Genomic DNA, 14,418 nt, shown 5'->3' with positions numbered 1-14,418 from the left:
GAATACCAGGCGCGGCGCGATGGCGTCGGCCCCGAAATTGACGTCGACGAGGTCCTCGATCACGTGCAGGTTGAACACGTCGGCGATGGCCTCGGCCTCGGCCTGGACGGACTCGACGAAAGTGTTCTGCTGCACCGATGCCAGCGCGTACGAGCCACCACCGGCCAGGTTCAAAAAGTGCGCGAGGCCCGAAATGGCGATCATGGTGTCGTGATAGGCGACCGCCGCACGGATATCGGGCAAATTGCCTTGCACACCGAGCAGTTGCAGCGCCGCGCCGTAGGGCAGAGCCGCGCCCGCGCCGTCGCCCACCCGGTAGGCCTGCGCCAGTTGAGCGAGCTTGTCGACGTCGGCTTGTGTCGCGCCCTCGGCGGCGGTGGCGACCGGCACGCCGACGCCGTTGCGCCGGGCGGCGACGGCCTCGATGCGCAGGAACTCATCTTTGAGTAGCCAGTGCTTGTACGACGGCCGCAAGAGAGACTTGCCAATCCACTTGCCGGGTTCCATCTTTCGCGAATAGATGACCAGGCGGCCGACCGGGAGGGTGAGCGGTGACGGCCCATAGACGACGCTGCCCGCAGCGGCCGGTGCGAACTGCTCGATCGACTCGAGGCCGCCATCGACCGCGACGTTCCACGCCGAGATCGTCGCTTGCGGGCGCGGCGCGAGCTTGTGCAGCCAGATCCGGCCGTCGCCGTAGTCCCGATAGACCTGCTCGCACACTGCGTGCCCGAACTGCAATGAGCTCAGCGCGTATTCGAGATGCTGTTTCCACGAGAACCGGCCTTTGCGGCGCACCGGCGCGGCGAGATCGCCGCCGCCTTGAATCGGCAAGCCGAGGTTCCGGGCAACGAATTCGGCCACCTCGGGGCGCGCGCCCGCGGCGTCGATACGCCATTTCGCGCGGTGAATCGGCAGGCCGATCGCCGACAGCAGCGACGTAACGCGCGAGTCCTCGCGTTCCATGCGCGTATAGATCTCGATCGCGGCGGGCCATTGCAGCTCGGGGACGCGTTCGAACTGCTCCCACTGCGAGAATTCGCTGAGTCCGTTGCCCGCGTGCTGCCCGTAGACGTAGCCCTTTTCACGAAACACGGGTTTGGCTGGCTTGACCTCGGTCGGCATGGTCGCTCACCTCCTAGAACGCTGCGGCGAACACGTCGAGCTCGCCGAACGAGCGCGGGCGGGTGGTCGCGGTGGTGGTGCCGCCGGTCGAGGGCGACGGCGGTGGGCTGGTGATCTTCCCGAAGGTCAACAGGCCCCAGCGGGCGAGCGAAACCACCTGTGCGGCAGTGGCATACGGGGCGGTGTAGTCCCAGCGGATACCGCCGCCGGTAACCTCGATCGTCGGTGTCGTCTCGAGGGCCCGGTACAGCCGGTCGTCGCCCGCGTGCGATATCCGACCCTCGCCCGCGTCGTCGATGAATCCGCCGCACGATTGCGCGGACTGCTGTGCGTTCGTGATCTCGGGCTCGATGCCGAGCTCGGCCAGCTTCGCCGCCAGCGCCGAGGCTGGAGAACTGGAGTTGATCACGATCGCGCACGGATCCCACCGGTCGACCAGGTCGACGATTCGAGCGAGCGCGGGCCCGGGCGGGCCGTAGTAGCCGATCTCGACGCGAGTGCGGGCCGCGGGTGCGGCCGTGCGGGTCGCCGCGGCGATCAGGCACAGTTGCCGATCGGTCGACATCTCGATCGCCAGCGCTCGCGGCCCATGAACGCGGACTTTCGTCTCGGCGTGCTGGGTCCACCAGTCCAGGTCGACCGCGGGCTCGACCTCGTCTGCGTCGACCGGCCAGTCGCCGCGCCCGAGGTACTCGACGTCGAACGATTTGCGACCGGCCTCGGTCGAGAACTTGCGGAGCTCGGCCTCGAGCTTCTTGTCGGTCTGAATCACGCCGTAGGACGGGTTCGCTGTGCGCCAGGTGGCCGGGAGAGTGCGGTCGAGATGCTCGGGTGCCATCCATTCGGCGAACAGCAACCCGCGCTCACCGGCCAGGCCGCGGCGGCGAACCGATGCAAGTACCTTCCCGTTCGGGTGCTGGGCCTGGTTGACCGCGCTCGAGGTATAGATCGTCTGCGGATCCGAGGCGGCCATCTTGGTCGGCGACAGCGCGGCCATGTCGGCCTCGGTGAGGTCGTACGCCTCGTCGTAAATCTCAAGGTCGACCCGATCGAGACCGCGCCCGGCGTTCGCGCTCCGGGTCGTGAACACAACCTGTGCGCCCGATTCGAGCACGATCGTGCCTCGACCCTGCGAACACGTATGCGACGCAACGTGTTTCATCATCCAAGGCGTCGTTTTGACGATCGCCCAGGTGCGTTTCCACAGCGACTTAGCGGTCTCCCACTGCTGTGCCGAAAACACGATGTTCTCGCCGAGCTTGAACAGCCCGTACAGCACGCGCAGCGACAGAACGAGGGACTTGCCGGACTGCCGAGGGACGATCAGGCAGCACTCGGGGTGCGTCCAGGTGCCGTCGGGGCCCTTGGACAGCAATCGGTCGAGGGACCAGGCTTGCCAGGGCATGACGCGGATCCGGGAGGCCGACCGGCGGCCCATCTCGGCGGCCTTGCGCCCGAGGTCCGGGTCGCCCTCGGTGTAACAGACCGATTCGGGGCTCTGCCTGCCGACGAGCTTGGGCCACTCGGCCGCGATGATCGCCGCGAACTCGCGGTCGATATCGACGCTAGAGATCATCGAGGGGGTCATAGCCACCGGTGCCGCTGTCTTCGCCACGTCGGCGCACGATTTCGGCGAGCATCTGCCGAAAAACGGTCGCCTGCTGGCGCGCCTCGGTCAGGGTCGAGTCGATTCGGACCTCGAGGACGGTGTCGTCGCCGCCCCGGGCCGTGACCAGGCGGGCCCAGAGTTCCTCGTCGCCCGAGATCAGACGGTCGAGACGGTCGAGCCTGCCTTTGATCCGGGCCGCCTCGAGGACGAGCGCGGCGAGCTCGGCCGAGTCGGTCGGTTCGGAGAGCGATTCGAGCAGCGCGGCGGCCGCAGGGTCGAGTTCGGGGTCCACGGGCACCCCCCTCTGCACTGGAGCTCAGTGCCCCGTGCAAAAAATGTTGACTACCGCCGCCGAAGTCAGGCCCCCCGCCCCCCGGATAATCGCAGGTCAGAGCCCTTTCTCGGCAAAACCGCAGGTCAGAGGCTTGCGGGGGCGGCCCAGTCGAGGACGTTGCCCGGGCATCCGCCGCGGGCCCGGGTGAGGGCCGGTCGCAGGTGGTCGCGCGAGCCGTCGCCTCGCTGCTTGTTGCACACCCCATGGAGCAGTCTGTCGGCCAGGGTGCCGCCCTGCGAGCGGGCGATCGTGTGGTCGGCGGCCAATGCTTCGCCGTCGACGTTGCGGGCGGCGTCGCGGAACATCGGCTCGTCGCACCACCAGCATCGGCGGCCGTCGCGGTGCCGGGTGAGTAGGTCGGCGCGCTGTTGCTGGTGCCGCCAGCCGAGGCCCTTCTGTGTCGTCGTGCGACGGACCATGACTCACCCCCAACGGGTTGGATCGCCTGCGGGCCGCGTTGGATATGCATACGGTGGCGACGTGGAAACCATTGGTAGCGCTGTGGAATTGGTCGGCACGCTCATTACCGGGTGCGGTTTGGTGTACGCCTGGAACAGGTTGACCGGCCGGTTTACGAGGTTGCGTGTTGGGCTTGCGAAGCTCGGTGCCCAGGTCAAAGGCAAGTTAGTAGCGCCGGGCGCGATCGAGGCGCGTGCAATAACCATAGGCGGAGAGGGAACGTTAACCGCGAGTGCGCGGGCCGTATATCCCGTGAATTCGTCAGCGCCCCTTGAGGATAAGGTGGCGCGCCTGATCGAGATCGTCAATGCGCTGCGAGCGGATATCGACGCGACGAACGCGAGGATTGACGTTGTTCGTGACAGCCCTGTCGTGACTATCGAAACGGTCGGATCCGCTGTCGCCGAGGCGGTCTCGGGATTGGAGGTCGTGCAGGCTTCCACCGCGCTGCGCGATCTCGGCTGGGCAATGTTCGGCATTCTTGTCACCGCGGTTGGGATAGTGCTCGGGATGGTCGCTTAGCGGGGGCCGTACCTGTGCGTCGCCAGAATGGACGTCCACCAACAGGGCGGCAGAATCAAAAGCGGGTACCGCAGTTCCATGTCAGTCCCTCGGAGGCCAGTTCCAGCAACCGGCCGCGGGCTCGTCGCCCTCGGCGTGCGGAACGTCGGTCTTGAAGCTGAGGCCGTTGTCGTAGAGGACGGCGAGGCTGACGAGGTTGCCTTCGGCCTTGGTCACGATGGCGGCCTGCGGTGCGGGCGCGTGCTCGCCGCCGGGCGTGCCGTAGCTCTGATAGTGAACGATGCGCCCGACGGTCGGGAGCGTCACAGCACGACTTGCAGGATGGCCAGAGCCAGTCTGCCGAGCAGCGACCAGGGGGCGTGCGAGGCGGCGGCCGACAGTGACGAGGGGACATCGGCGAGGGTGCCGGACATGGCACTGAGCATGGCGTAGCTCCTGGGTTGTGGTGGCGGGGTGAACCTTCCGAAGATTCCGGAAGGTTCATGCCTGCGGCAACGCAGCGTGATCCCTCGGCGCACTGCATGGCGTTCCGAGGTTGCGGAGTCGATCCGGGCCGTGAGCGTTCTCGTTGGATTGCTTGCCGGAACTTCGGCCGGTTGACGCGCCGCAGGCATGAAAAAACCGCGGCTGAATCGGATCCCGGGGTCGGGTCGTCAGTCGCGGTTTGTAGTGCCACAGTAAGCGAGCTCGGTGTTTGCGCGCAACACCCTTGCTGTAGTCAGACTGCCGTTTGTCCCAGAACTGCACCGGTCTCGTCCTCGACGATGATCGTCGAGAGCTTGTGTGCCAACGGTGTCCCGCTGAGACGTACGAGGCTGGCGATTGACTTGGAGGCACTCTGACCGAGAGCGTTGTCAGTCTGGCTGTCCATGCGTACATGTGCGGTCTTGCCGTCGACCGATATCGACGTGATGTGCCCAACCCATGTGCCACCGGGCTTGCCGATGAGGTCGCTGTATGGCTGACCGGTGGTGAGTCCAAATCCGCTGCGGATGAAGGTCTCGAGCTCGTCGGCGACAGGTTGACCGGCGGGTGCCGTCGCCGAGGTGGTTATCGCTGGAGTCGGTGTGGTGGTCGTGGCCTTTGCTGCGGTCGCGATTGTGGTGGTCCTGGCCGTAGTGGTTGTGGCTGAGGAATTAGCGGTGTCGTTGTCACCGCAACCGGCGATCAGCATGGGCGTGGCGATGGCGAGCGTCCACAGCGTGAGGGTTTGGCGTAGTCGAGGCGGTCTGGCAGAGGCGGGCACGGATGGCCTTTCGATCGAACACTGTTGCTAGCCAATGCAATCTATGGCATAGGGTGCCGCGATCTCGATGTAGTTTTCAGGGTTTGCGCGCACGGCTCACGGTACATGCTGGACCGCCAGGCGTATGACGAGCACGATCAGACCCGCGAAGAGCGCCGCCGTTCCGAACGCGATGAAGCGTCCCCATACCTGATGTTTGAGGATCGGTTTATCCTTCGGGAGACGGCCAATCCCGTTGACGTACAGCCACATTGAGCCGTAGACGAGGCTGAATATCGCGGCGACAAGATTTCGCGCGGTATACCAGCGCCATCGCATCGCCCGCGCGGTTCATCCTCGGACTGCTCACGGTTACGCCGTCCTGGTCTTTCGTGTGGCCTCGATCATCGGGTACAAGACGTGAAGGTATTCCCAGATGTAGACGCCGAACCATTCCGTCGCAACGTGATAGCCCATCCTGCCGATTCGCCGATTCGGTAGCCATCCGCGCTCGATCTGCCGCGCCCAATATTCACAAGCGACCGAGCGTTCCGGTGGCGGATCGCGCCAGTAGCGCGTTGCGTCGTCGACTGCTGGTGGCTTGGGACGATCGAGGATGATCCACGAACCCCCTTCGCTACCTGTGCGACTCATGCCGCCGATCCTCCCTCGTCCTCGTCTCGTTTCGCCAGCGCCATCGCATCGCCCGCCCGATAGACGGCGGTGTCGGTCGCGTGATGCTTGGTGGTAGTGATCCGCCGGGCCCGGTCCATCCAGCCGCGCTCGACGAGCTTGCGGGCCCGAATCCACCGGTACAGCGTCGTTTTTGCGATCGGTGCGCCGAGCTCGGGCAGCACGCGCACCAGTTCATAGGCGGTGTAGAGCCGGTGTGCGGCCGAGGCGCGGGCGGCGTCCTCAAGCTCGCTCACCGGGTATTGCGTCAGGCATCCTCGGCACCGGACCCAGGTCTCGCCGACGGCCGCGCGCAGATCACCCGAGCAGTGCGGACACGGGCCGAGGTACCGACGCTCGACCGGTAGGTCGATCACGCGCCGGACCGCCTCGGTTGCGCCGGTGATGTCGGCGAGGATGTCACCAGCGGCGCTGTGCGTGCGCAGGACGCGCGGATTACACGCCAGCCATATCGCGGCCTGCTCGATAGGACTCGCTGGCTCTGCGAGCGATTCAGCGCCGCGGCGCGCCACCCGCGCTCGCGGCTGCGGCGGGCCAACGGGCGCGCCTTCGAACCAGCGCACGACCGCGACGGCGGGCGGGCCGTCGCGCCGCGCCATGCGCCCGTTCATGACGAGCTGCACCAAACCTCGTGCGCCGATCGGTATCTCGACTCCGAGCTCCTCGGCGATCACGCGCGCCCATCCACCGACGGCGGTGTCGAGGTGGGACCGCGCGCGGTCACCGCGCAGCGTTGCGCCGACAGGGTCCTCGCGCTCGCCCTCGCGTACATCGCGGGCGATCGACTGCACGGGCAACGCGGTCTCGGCGGCGCGGCCGACGGCGCGCTCGTTGGTGAGTCTGGCCAGTCCCGCGCGGGTGGTCGTCCAGTCGTCGACCAGGCCCGGCACCGCCAGCAGTTCGGCGATGAGTCGGCCGCCGCACTCCGAGCACAGTGTGTGCCCGTCGGCGACGGGCCGCTCGCAGGCCGGGCACCGGATTTCGGTCATGGTCTCGCCTCCCTCGGTCAGATGATGTTGTTGCGGCGGCCGGTCAGGATCGCGACGAGATCGCGCATTGCCATCAGGACGTATTGATCGCCGAATTTCGCCGTCCCCATGCGTTTTGCAACCACAAGACCGGCGAGCGCGCCGTCGTTCTCCCGCTCGGTTTCGGCCTCGGCGACCCACTGAGCTGCATGTATCTCGCCGCCGTAGTCCTTGCATTCGAGGACCAGGCGGCCGCCGCCGGGGGCCCGGGCGCCGGCCACGTCCCCACGGTCGCGAGCCCCGTTTCGGACGCGTCGCTCGATCCGATCGTCGTCGAGGCCGACGGCCAGGCCCCGGACGATGAGCGTCTCGAATGTTCCCCCGGCGCTCTTGGCGCTGGCTCTGGTGCGGCGGCGCGGCGGCGCGCAGATGCGCGGGCCGAGGGCGTCGACGATGCCCTCGGCGGCGGCCTGGTGGCGTTCCTGCGTCGTCGGATCGCTGTCGGCGGCGGCGAGGTACTTCGCGACGATCTCGACGGCGGCCTCGCGGATCCGGGCGCGGCTCATCGGGCCGCCACCTTCGGCGCATCGCTGCGGCGTGTGTCAGGCATTGGTCAACTCCAATAGTTCCAAGAGGTCGACGGGTTCCCGCTCCGCGATGGGTACCGGAACGGGCTCGCGGAGTAGGTCGGCGAGCAGAACGGACAGGGCGCGGTAATCGCTTGTGTCGACGGGGTGCCGCCGCGACCAAGTACTCACCTGCTCGCGAACCGTGGCCGGTAGCGATTCGACCCAGCGCGTCAGGCGGCCATAGGTGACCGAGGCCTGAGCGAGCAATCGGCCATAGCGCCACCGGTACGGCTCGCCGTTCCCATGCCACCGGTCCGGGATGAATTCATGCCAAGTGCCCTCGATAGCGGTCCGGGTGAACTGGAATTCGAACCCTCGTCCGCCGCCGCCGCCGCGGCTGTGTCGGAATCCCTCGATGGTGTATTCCGGGGAAGCGATGACATCGGCAACGTCGCCAGCGAACCGGCCGAGTAGGGCACGCTCGGTCGCCGTGAACGTGGCGCACGTGATGCGCCGCGCCTCCGCTCGGCTCACGAGTCGGCCCCCGGCGTACCGGCCGGAACCTCGACAGCGTCGATTTCGGCGAGCCGGGCGCGGGCTGCCTCCCGGGTGTCGTCACGCACCGCGGCCGCCGCAGCGGCTACCGCTCCGGGAATGTCCCAGGCCGAGACCGGAACTCCCAGCACTGCGGCGAACGATTCGAGGTACGCGCCGACAACCGCCGCGAGCCATCCCGTGATGTACCCGTCGAGGCGGGCGTCGGCGGCGGCCTGGTGCTCGCGGACGCTCGTGGGCGTCTTCAGCTGGACCTGCATACGCCTGAGTTCGGCTTGAAGCTCGGCTATGCGGGTCGCCGACTCGCGGGCCTCACGCTCGGCGACCAGATCCGGGCGGTACTCGGGCTCGGTCCAGCCGTACCACCGCATCGTCCGTGCGCGGATCGGACCGGCGAGCCACGCCTCGACCTCGGCCCGGTCGAACACGCCGGTCCTGAGTTCCATCGTTGTCGAGGTACGGGGCGAGAACGCCAGCAGCGAGAACAGTGGAACGCCGTCGTAATCGCGGTCGGCCTCGGTGCAGATGTCCCAGGACACAACGAAATTCAGGCCCTCGATCAAATGCTCGACGTCATGGCGCATTTCATCGAACGAGAGGAACTGTTTCGTGTACGTCGGGTGGGTGGTGAGCGGGAACATTTCGGGCTCAGGCACGCGGGTTCTCCTGGTGCGCAGCGGATTCCGGATCGCTGATGAGGGTGATCGGGCCGAATCTGTTCACGAGCCGCTCGGACCCGCACGGTGAGGTCTCGTAGCTGCACCACACCCCGCCGCGGGCTTGCCACACGTCGCCGTCGCGGTCGACGACGATCGAGCGGTCCGGCAGAGCGGCGGCGTCTTCGGGTGTCGCGATGAGCCGAGTAGGCGGCTGTCGGTGGTCGGTGGCGCGAATGTCAACGAGGGCCTGGCGCAGCGCGCCGAGCTCGGCGGCGACGGCCCGGAGGTCGCCCCATGTGATGCCGGTGCGGGCGGGGACGCCGGGCTCGAGGTGGGTTGTCATGGTGGCGTAGATCGCCATCTCGGCCGGGTTGGTCGAGGGGTAGGCGGCGATGGTGTGCACGAGGTGCGCGAGCGGATCCTCGGTCCATGGCGGAAGCTTGGCGAGGTACTCAGCATGGGTCGGGTATGTGCTCTTGGGGGGCATCGGAATTCAGCTTTCGTGGTCGGCGGGGATGAGTTGCTTGCTGCCGAGGGACGCGCGGATTTCCGCGAGCCGTCGGCGAGCTCGTTCGGGTCGTTCGGGGTCGTGGTCGCAAACGGTCGTGCCGTGGTAGCCGGTCGGGTCGCACATGTGGCACGCGGCGATGGCGGCGCGGCGCACTTCGGCGGCGCGATGGGCCTCGGCGGTGCGTTGGGCCGCATGGGCGGCGGCCTGGGTCGCGTCGTACTCGATGCGGGCACGGCGGGCGACGCCGCACGGTCGGCATGAGTCGCCCGTGCCGTCGGGGTGGTCGGGGCAGTACCGCGAGGGCGGCGGTGTGGCGTCGACGCGCGCGACCTGAAAGTCGATCCGGTCGTCAATTACCGCGGTGCAGTCCGGGCAATCCGGATCCCACTCGGGGTGCTCTGCGTGATGCGTTGGGGGTGGGCGTTTTTCGCCCGAATTCCCCGCACTACTTACGTACGTTTTCTCCCCAACGCGCCCCATATCTTTCTCTGAGTCTGAGTCTGGTTGGGTTTTGCTTCGGCTGGGCTTCAGCGTTTGGTCAAGCAAAACCGAAGCAATTGCTTCACCGTTCTGAGATGAATCCGCAGGTAGGGCAGTTTGTACAGCGTCAGAACGGGTCTGATTTTGAACTGATTTCCAGAGGTCCGGATCGGATGCGATCTCGTCGAGAATCTGCTCGGAAGTTACCGTTTCGTGACCGTTCGGAGGTGAAGCAAATCCCGAAGCAAACGCTTCAGCATTTGCTTGGTCGTTTGCTTCGCCCATGCTTCGGCGCTGGCGTGCCTTGCCGGACTGCTTGCCGCCTTTGCGGCCCGCCTCGGCGCGCACAGACCGGTTGTGCTCGAGCTCAGCCGCGCTGGGCTGGTGCTCGAGCCAGTCATGCACCTCGACGCCGTCGGCGTGCAGGTGCGCCAGGCCCGCGGCAATGAGCTCCTTGCGGGCCTTCAACTTCCATCGCTTATTCCACGTGGCCAGCGGGATGAGGCCGTCGTTACGGCTACGCCGACACAGGCACCATGCCTCGACGAGCGCGCGGAACGCGCCGTCGCTCAGGGGTTCAACCTTCGGGTGCTCTGGCATCCCGGAGTGAACGCGAATGAACTCGCGCGGATCCAGGCTCATATCCGTGCCTTTCGTGGAAAAGAGAGAGCGCACCGGCGGGCCACACATAGGCGGCCCGCCGGTGCCGGTGGGTCATGCCAGGGCAGAAACTGCGTCCGGGGCAGGGCCGAACACGAGGGTGTGCCCGTGGTCGGCGTCGAGTCGCTCCTCTACGGCCGCGGCGGCCCCCGCGAAGGCGTCGCGGAGTACCTCGTCAATCGCAAGGACCTTGAAACCGAGGTACAGCCCGTCCCGCTCAATCCGGTAGCGCAATGCCGCACGCAGTTCGATCCGCGGGCCACCGCGCCAGATCGGGAGTCCGAGAACGAATGTCGAGGGGACCTCGAGGTCACCGGCGCGACCGGCCTTGGCGTCGACCTGCTCGACAAACCGGAAACGCACAGCGCCGGAGGCGATCCGAGTGCCGGACTCGAAATCGACGGACTTGGTCGCCTGGAAACTCTGGGCCAACTCGAGCATGTCCGCGCCGGTCGGGTCGACGATGTCGGCGAGGTTGTCCTCGATGAACTCGGCGAAATTCGCCTGCCGCAACAGATTCCCGCTCGTATGCTTCCACCTCTCGAACTGGTCAGAGAGGCTCAGCGCCAGCGTGACTCGGTGATCGCGCCAACCGTGGAAGTTCACGACAGCGGTCAGCGCGGTGCGCCTCTCATCCGCGAAGATGACCGCGCCGCGGTGCTCCTCCATGGCGAGCAGGGTCGCGAAACTGTCCACGCTGGCGACGGTCGCGCCGCCGCGCGGGCGGTGCGGTACATCGGCGTATTCCTCGAACGAGTGGTTCACGACGCGCTCGTCGCTGCGGACGATATCGACGCGGACGTCGCCGTCGTTCGAATTGATTCGCGCGTTGAACCGCTGGGACTCGCGTGCGATATCGGCGACGACAGCGGTCTCGGCGTTGATGTTGTCGGTGTAGGTGCTCATGCCTGACGGGCCTCTCCAATAGTGGCGGTGGGGGTGGTGGGAACAGCGCGGATGCCCTCGAATTCGAGTTGGTTCGGGTCGCGCCGAGTCGGGTTGCCGTCGGCGTCCATGAACCAGAGCGATTCCGGCCGCTCGAGGGCAGGGAGTTTGCGCGTGACGGCGTCGGCGATGGCGATCATGTCGGTGCGCTTCTGCACGCTCGCTTTGATTGTGAGCGTGATCGAGCCGGGCTTGCCGGTCTCGCGCACGGCGGCCATGAGATCGTGCAGGGCGGTCGAGAGTTCGGTGTGCGGCGCGCCGCGGCGGAGCTCGACCAGGAAATCGGCGAACGGCCGGACGACGGCCTCGTCCTCGGTGGGGTTGTCGGTCATTTCGTGTTCTCCTCGGGATTGGTTGGGGGCGTGACGATTTCGAGAATCTGGGCGCGGATCCACGCCTCGGCCGTGACGCGGCTTGCCGGTGTCGGCGTCCCTACTCCGGTCGCAGCGGCGTTGATGGCGACGCCGACCTCATTGGTCGCAGCGATTCGCTCAAGGGCGGACCGCCCGGCGTTGGCGATATCGACGAGTTGAGAGAGGCGATCCTCGACGGCGAGCAAGGCATGAGCGCTGGCGATACCGGCCAGGCCCGCGGCGGCGGCGACGTCGGCGCGCTCGGCCGCGCCGATCATGCGCTCGGCCTCGGTGCGGTTGTGGTTGCTCACTGGGCCGCGCCTTCGGCCTGGACGGCCTCGGCGGTGGCGCGGGCCTCGTCGTCGGCGGCGCGGGCCTCGAGCAGTCCGGCGATGAGCTCGTCGCCGTCGGTCTCGGTGAGCTCGGTAGCGCTGGCGATCGGCCGCCGCAGGATCCGCGACGCGAGATCGAATTGCTCGGACTCGGCGACTTGCAGCGCGGCCATATGCGCGCCGATGGTGTCGATCTGCGCTTGCGTGACTGACGAGGCGGTCGCCTTCTTACCGCGGGCCCGCTTCGACCCGCCGTCGGGCGAGGCCTTGGCCGGTGCCTCGACCTGTGGAATGTCCTGTTTCGTGGCCGGATCCGAGGCGGGCGCGGCGATGATCTCGGCGGCCGTCGGCGCGACGCGCTCGGACAAGACGCGGGTCGGCGAGGGCGAGCCGTCCGGCTCGATCGTCTGGACGGAATCCTCGAGCAGCAGACCCGAGAAATCATCCGGGTAGGCACGGTTCCATGCCTGCGCCTCGGCGCACTTGGCGAGTTGGTTCGCGGGCATCTTGGCCCACATCGAATTCGGGTCGCCGTTGTACTTGGTCTGAACGAACTCGTCATAGTGAGCGATGCCGACATGGGGCTCGCCGTCGACGAATACGACGAACTTGGCGACGGCGGGCGGTTTGCCCCTACCGCCAAGCCACTCCTCTGCCCACTCGCCGCCGTCCGGGCCTTTCCAGAGCGGGCCCTCGGTCTTCACATGGTTGCCCGCTTTTCGAGCGGCGCGACGGCCGTTCAGCCGGATTCCGTGAATGCCGGTCTGAATTGTCCAGGCGGTCTCGTACTTCGGGGGCTCGCCGTTGTATCCGCTGGTCTTGGTCTTGCGGCCAATGAGGTAGATCTGTCGCGCAAACGGGTCGAGACCTGTTGCGCGGCAGCGGTGAAAGAACAGCGCAAGCTGTTCGGGCGGCGCATCCTTCACTCCGGCGAGCTGTAGCAGCGCGGCGACCTGAGCATCGTTGAATTCGCGCTGCTCGGCGGCGATCGCGAGCGCCGATGTTGGCTCGCTGATTGCGATTTCAGTCGTCATCTTCTGTTTCCTCGTGGTGGGGCCAGTAGGGCAGGGACATTGGGCGGGGTCCGATCGGGTACTCGGGCCACTCGCCCGAGGCTTGGCAGCGCGCGAATATGCGTCGGGCCCGACGGTTCTCGCGCGCGCCCTCGGCGACGTCGTGGTCCTGGAGGTATGTCACGTCGACCATGTGCGGCGGTTTGACCGATACGACGATGAACACGAATCGGACCTGTTGCGCGCCAGTGGTTTTCATCGCGCCCTCGACGTAGTGAGGGTCTTGGATGTGGTAGCCGAACCTCTTTGCGGACCGGTCGAACGCCGCCGGTGCGGCGTCCTGTGTGGTCTTCACATCGGCGACGTAGAGGACATCGCCGCGTTGCGCCATCCAGTCCGGGCGGAACCGGAGCCAGATTCCGGCGTCCTCATCGAACCACCACCCGGACATCTCGGCGACGCCGTCGGCCAGCAGCGCGCCCGCGAGCGGATGCCCGTGCACGCGTCGAGCCATCAGCTGAACACGCTCGTACTGCTCGACCAGCAGCGGCACGCGGCCCGCTGCGTACGCCTCGTCGCGCGCCTCGCGGTCAGCCTTGCGGTTGTAGTTGGCGGCGTCGATGATCGTGAGTTCCTCGCCCTCGCCGAGGATTTCGCGGTGGGCGGCGTGACCGAGGTCGAACTCTCGTTTGCGCACCGGCGGGTTGTTCTGGGCGTACCAGAATTCGTACGGTGTGCGGGTGGCGAGCAGTTTCGCACCAGAGGCGGACAGCGAATCAATATCGGCGTGATAGTCGGCCGCGCTGATTCCGGGGTACAGGCCCGGCGTGCGAATCACGACCGCGGTCACGAGACGAGCCTCTGACCGACGGCGCGGATCCGGCCCTCGACGATCTCGTCGACCCGCTTCGCGAGTTCACTCACAGGGCCCTCGTAGTCGACCCACGCAGCGACGCACATCAGCACTTGCGCCATCCGCTCGGGATCGCGGGCGCATCGGATCGCGAGCGTGGTGTAGACCTGCAACGGCGCGAGCTCGCGTATCGCCTCGCAGACGAGCAGGGCCTCGGCGGCAATCTCGTCGTGGTCGGTGTGGCGCGCCATCAGGACGCCTCGGCGATCGGCTCGAGCGCGAGCAGCTGCTCGGCGACCTGCGCGGAAACGAGCTGCCTCCCGCGCTTGGCCCGTAGCGAACGAATAGTGTTCCAAGGGACGCCGGACTCCGCGCTCATCCGCCGTTGGTTCATCTCAGGGAACAGGGCCTCGACATGCTCGCGGACCGGCGCGGCGTCGACGAGTCCCAGGACGCACGCGCGGCATCGCGTGGTGTTCCAGAACGCCGGGCTGAACTCGCGCCCGCACGAGCAGACACGCTGCTCGATGGGATTCGGGGTCGGTTCTTCGCC

23 protein-coding genes are annotated in these 14,418 nt (G+C 67.0%); 1 reads left to right on the top strand and 22 read right to left on the bottom strand.

Going from position 1 to position 14,418, the window contains the following annotated elements; all coding sequences use genetic code 11:
* From NA10_RS29185 to NA10_RS29170, 4 genes are all read right to left on the bottom strand, one after another.
* Window positions 1-1,125 (bottom strand): phage portal protein family protein (locus tag NA10_RS29185; RefSeq protein WP_067573674.1); only part of this gene is annotated, 1,125 nt, incomplete at its 3' end.
* Window positions 1,126-1,138: 13 nt separating this feature from the next.
* Window positions 1,139-2,713 carry a terminase large subunit domain-containing protein gene (locus NA10_RS29180; protein WP_157556809.1) on the bottom strand — a complete coding sequence of 525 codons (1,575 nt, stop codon included), beginning with the start codon at window positions 2,711-2,713 and terminating at the stop codon, window positions 1,139-1,141.
* Window positions 2,691-3,026, bottom strand: a complete 336-nt coding sequence (locus NA10_RS29175) for a hypothetical protein (RefSeq protein WP_067573682.1) — start codon at window positions 3,024-3,026, stop codon at window positions 2,691-2,693. The genes NA10_RS29180 and NA10_RS29175 overlap by 23 nt, the downstream gene beginning before the upstream one ends.
* 125 nt (window positions 3,027-3,151) lie before the next feature.
* Window positions 3,152-3,487, bottom strand: coding sequence for a hypothetical protein (locus NA10_RS29170; RefSeq protein WP_067573670.1), 336 nt, complete (start codon window positions 3,485-3,487; stop codon window positions 3,152-3,154).
* Between the two features lie 61 nt (window positions 3,488-3,548).
* On the opposite strand from NA10_RS29170, the gene NA10_RS29165 reads away from it, so the two are divergent.
* A complete protein-coding gene (locus NA10_RS29165) occupies window positions 3,549-4,049 on the top strand; it encodes a hypothetical protein (protein ID WP_067573668.1) in 501 nt (166 codons plus the stop codon).
* Window positions 4,050-4,130: 81 nt separating this feature from the next.
* Here the strand turns inward: NA10_RS29165 and NA10_RS29160 are convergent, their stop codons facing one another.
* From NA10_RS29160 to NA10_RS37755, 18 genes are all read right to left on the bottom strand, one after another.
* Window positions 4,131-4,355, bottom strand: coding sequence for a hypothetical protein (locus NA10_RS29160; RefSeq protein ID WP_067573666.1), 225 nt, complete (start codon window positions 4,353-4,355; stop codon window positions 4,131-4,133).
* The gene (locus NA10_RS39275; RefSeq protein ID WP_281180268.1) at window positions 4,352-4,474 is read right to left on the bottom strand and encodes a hypothetical protein; all 123 of its coding nucleotides are present in this window, start codon (window positions 4,472-4,474) and stop codon (window positions 4,352-4,354) included. The genes NA10_RS29160 and NA10_RS39275 overlap by 4 nt, the downstream gene beginning before the upstream one ends.
* A 293-nt stretch (window positions 4,475-4,767) precedes the next feature.
* Window positions 4,768-5,223 carry a hypothetical protein gene (locus NA10_RS29155; protein WP_157556808.1) on the bottom strand — a complete coding sequence of 152 codons (456 nt, stop codon included), beginning with the start codon at window positions 5,221-5,223 and terminating at the stop codon, window positions 4,768-4,770.
* Between the two features lie 168 nt (window positions 5,224-5,391).
* A complete protein-coding gene (locus NA10_RS29150) occupies window positions 5,392-5,613 on the bottom strand; it encodes a hypothetical protein (protein ID WP_067573663.1) in 222 nt (73 codons plus the stop codon).
* Between the two features lie 33 nt (window positions 5,614-5,646).
* Window positions 5,647-5,928, bottom strand: coding sequence for a hypothetical protein (locus NA10_RS37180; protein WP_157556807.1), 282 nt, complete (start codon window positions 5,926-5,928; stop codon window positions 5,647-5,649).
* Entirely contained in the window at window positions 5,925-6,956 is a 1,032-nt protein-coding gene (locus NA10_RS29145; RefSeq protein WP_067573660.1) for a hypothetical protein, read from the bottom strand. Before NA10_RS29145 ends, NA10_RS37180 begins: the two co-directional genes overlap by 4 nt.
* A gap of 17 nt (window positions 6,957-6,973) precedes the next feature.
* Window positions 6,974-7,501 (bottom strand): hypothetical protein, encoded by a 528-nt coding sequence (locus tag NA10_RS29140; RefSeq protein ID WP_245677981.1) that lies wholly within the window; start codon window positions 7,499-7,501, stop codon window positions 6,974-6,976.
* A 36-nt stretch (window positions 7,502-7,537) separates the two neighbouring features.
* The gene (locus NA10_RS29135; protein WP_067573658.1) at window positions 7,538-8,038 is read right to left on the bottom strand and encodes a hypothetical protein; all 501 of its coding nucleotides are present in this window, start codon (window positions 8,036-8,038) and stop codon (window positions 7,538-7,540) included.
* Entirely contained in the window at window positions 8,035-8,715 is a 681-nt protein-coding gene (locus NA10_RS29130; RefSeq protein ID WP_157556806.1) for a hypothetical protein, read from the bottom strand. The genes NA10_RS29135 and NA10_RS29130 overlap by 4 nt, the downstream gene beginning before the upstream one ends.
* The gene (locus NA10_RS29125; RefSeq protein WP_067573655.1) at window positions 8,708-9,205 is read right to left on the bottom strand and encodes a P-loop NTPase family protein; all 498 of its coding nucleotides are present in this window, start codon (window positions 9,203-9,205) and stop codon (window positions 8,708-8,710) included. The genes NA10_RS29130 and NA10_RS29125 overlap by 8 nt, the downstream gene beginning before the upstream one ends.
* Window positions 9,206-9,211: 6 nt before the next feature.
* Entirely contained in the window at window positions 9,212-10,351 is a 1,140-nt protein-coding gene (locus tag NA10_RS37175; protein ID WP_157556805.1) for a hypothetical protein, read from the bottom strand.
* A 72-nt stretch (window positions 10,352-10,423) separates the two neighbouring features.
* Complete coding sequence (locus NA10_RS29115; RefSeq protein WP_067573651.1) at window positions 10,424-11,275, bottom strand: DUF2303 family protein; 852 nt, start codon at window positions 11,273-11,275, stop codon at window positions 10,424-10,426.
* Window positions 11,272-11,646, bottom strand: a complete 375-nt coding sequence (locus NA10_RS29110) for a YfdP family phage-associated protein (protein ID WP_067573649.1) — start codon at window positions 11,644-11,646, stop codon at window positions 11,272-11,274. The genes NA10_RS29115 and NA10_RS29110 overlap by 4 nt, the downstream gene beginning before the upstream one ends.
* Window positions 11,643-11,978: a hypothetical protein gene (locus NA10_RS29105; protein WP_067573647.1), complete on the bottom strand. Its 336-nt coding sequence runs from the start codon at window positions 11,976-11,978 to the stop codon at window positions 11,643-11,645. The genes NA10_RS29110 and NA10_RS29105 overlap by 4 nt, the downstream gene beginning before the upstream one ends.
* On the bottom strand, window positions 11,975-13,033 hold the full coding sequence (locus NA10_RS29100) for a recombinase RecT (protein WP_067573645.1): 1,059 nt from the start codon (window positions 13,031-13,033) through the stop codon (window positions 11,975-11,977). The genes NA10_RS29105 and NA10_RS29100 overlap by 4 nt, the downstream gene beginning before the upstream one ends.
* Complete coding sequence (locus NA10_RS29095; RefSeq protein WP_067573643.1) at window positions 13,023-13,862, bottom strand: PD-(D/E)XK nuclease-like domain-containing protein; 840 nt, start codon at window positions 13,860-13,862, stop codon at window positions 13,023-13,025. Before NA10_RS29095 ends, NA10_RS29100 begins: the two co-directional genes overlap by 11 nt.
* A complete protein-coding gene (locus tag NA10_RS29090; RefSeq protein WP_067573641.1) occupies window positions 13,859-14,116 on the bottom strand; it encodes a hypothetical protein in 258 nt (85 codons plus the stop codon). Before NA10_RS29090 ends, NA10_RS29095 begins: the two co-directional genes overlap by 4 nt.
* On the bottom strand, window positions 14,116-14,418 hold a 303-nt coding region (locus NA10_RS37755), incomplete at its 5' end, for a hypothetical protein (RefSeq protein WP_169812665.1). The genes NA10_RS29090 and NA10_RS37755, both read right to left, overlap by 1 nt.

This window comes from Nocardia acidivorans NBRC 108247 (assembly GCF_001625085.1).
Lineage (GTDB): Bacteria > Actinomycetota > Actinomycetes > Mycobacteriales > Mycobacteriaceae > Nocardia > Nocardia acidivorans.
This window is presented reverse-complemented; position numbering and strand designations above follow the sequence as displayed.

Bases quoted from the DNA above. Each gene is read 5' to 3' on its own strand.
- NA10_RS29170 (WP_067573670.1), bottom strand. From the start codon at position 3,487: ATGGTCCGTCGCACGACGACACAGAAGGGCCTCGGCTGGCGGCACCAG.
- NA10_RS29100 (WP_067573645.1), bottom strand. From the start codon at position 13,033: ATGACGACTGAAATCGCAATCAGCGAGCCAACATCGGCGCTCGCGATC.
- NA10_RS39275 (WP_281180268.1), bottom strand. From the start codon at position 4,474: ATGCTCAGTGCCATGTCCGGCACCCTCGCCGATGTCCCCTCGTCACTG.
- NA10_RS29115 (WP_067573651.1), bottom strand. From the start codon at position 11,275: ATGAGCACCTACACCGACAACATCAACGCCGAGACCGCTGTCGTCGCC.
- NA10_RS29145 (WP_067573660.1), bottom strand. From the start codon at position 6,956: ATGACCGAAATCCGGTGCCCGGCCTGCGAGCGGCCCGTCGCCGACGGG.
- NA10_RS29155 (WP_157556808.1), bottom strand. From the start codon at position 5,223: ATGCTGATCGCCGGTTGCGGTGACAACGACACCGCTAATTCCTCAGCC.
- NA10_RS29140 (WP_245677981.1), bottom strand. From the start codon at position 7,501: ATGAGCCGCGCCCGGATCCGCGAGGCCGCCGTCGAGATCGTCGCGAAG.
- NA10_RS29150 (WP_067573663.1), bottom strand. From the start codon at position 5,613: ATGCGATGGCGCTGGTATACCGCGCGAAATCTTGTCGCCGCGATATTC.
- NA10_RS29090 (WP_067573641.1), bottom strand. From the start codon at position 14,116: ATGGCGCGCCACACCGACCACGACGAGATTGCCGCCGAGGCCCTGCTC.
- NA10_RS29125 (WP_067573655.1), bottom strand. From the start codon at position 9,205: ATGCCCCCCAAGAGCACATACCCGACCCATGCTGAGTACCTCGCCAAG.
- NA10_RS29180 (WP_157556809.1), bottom strand. From the start codon at position 2,713: ATGACCCCCTCGATGATCTCTAGCGTCGATATCGACCGCGAGTTCGCG.
- NA10_RS37175 (WP_157556805.1), bottom strand. From the start codon at position 10,351: ATGAGCCTGGATCCGCGCGAGTTCATTCGCGTTCACTCCGGGATGCCA.
- NA10_RS37180 (WP_157556807.1), bottom strand. From the start codon at position 5,928: ATGAGTCGCACAGGTAGCGAAGGGGGTTCGTGGATCATCCTCGATCGT.
- NA10_RS29110 (WP_067573649.1), bottom strand. From the start codon at position 11,646: ATGACCGACAACCCCACCGAGGACGAGGCCGTCGTCCGGCCGTTCGCC.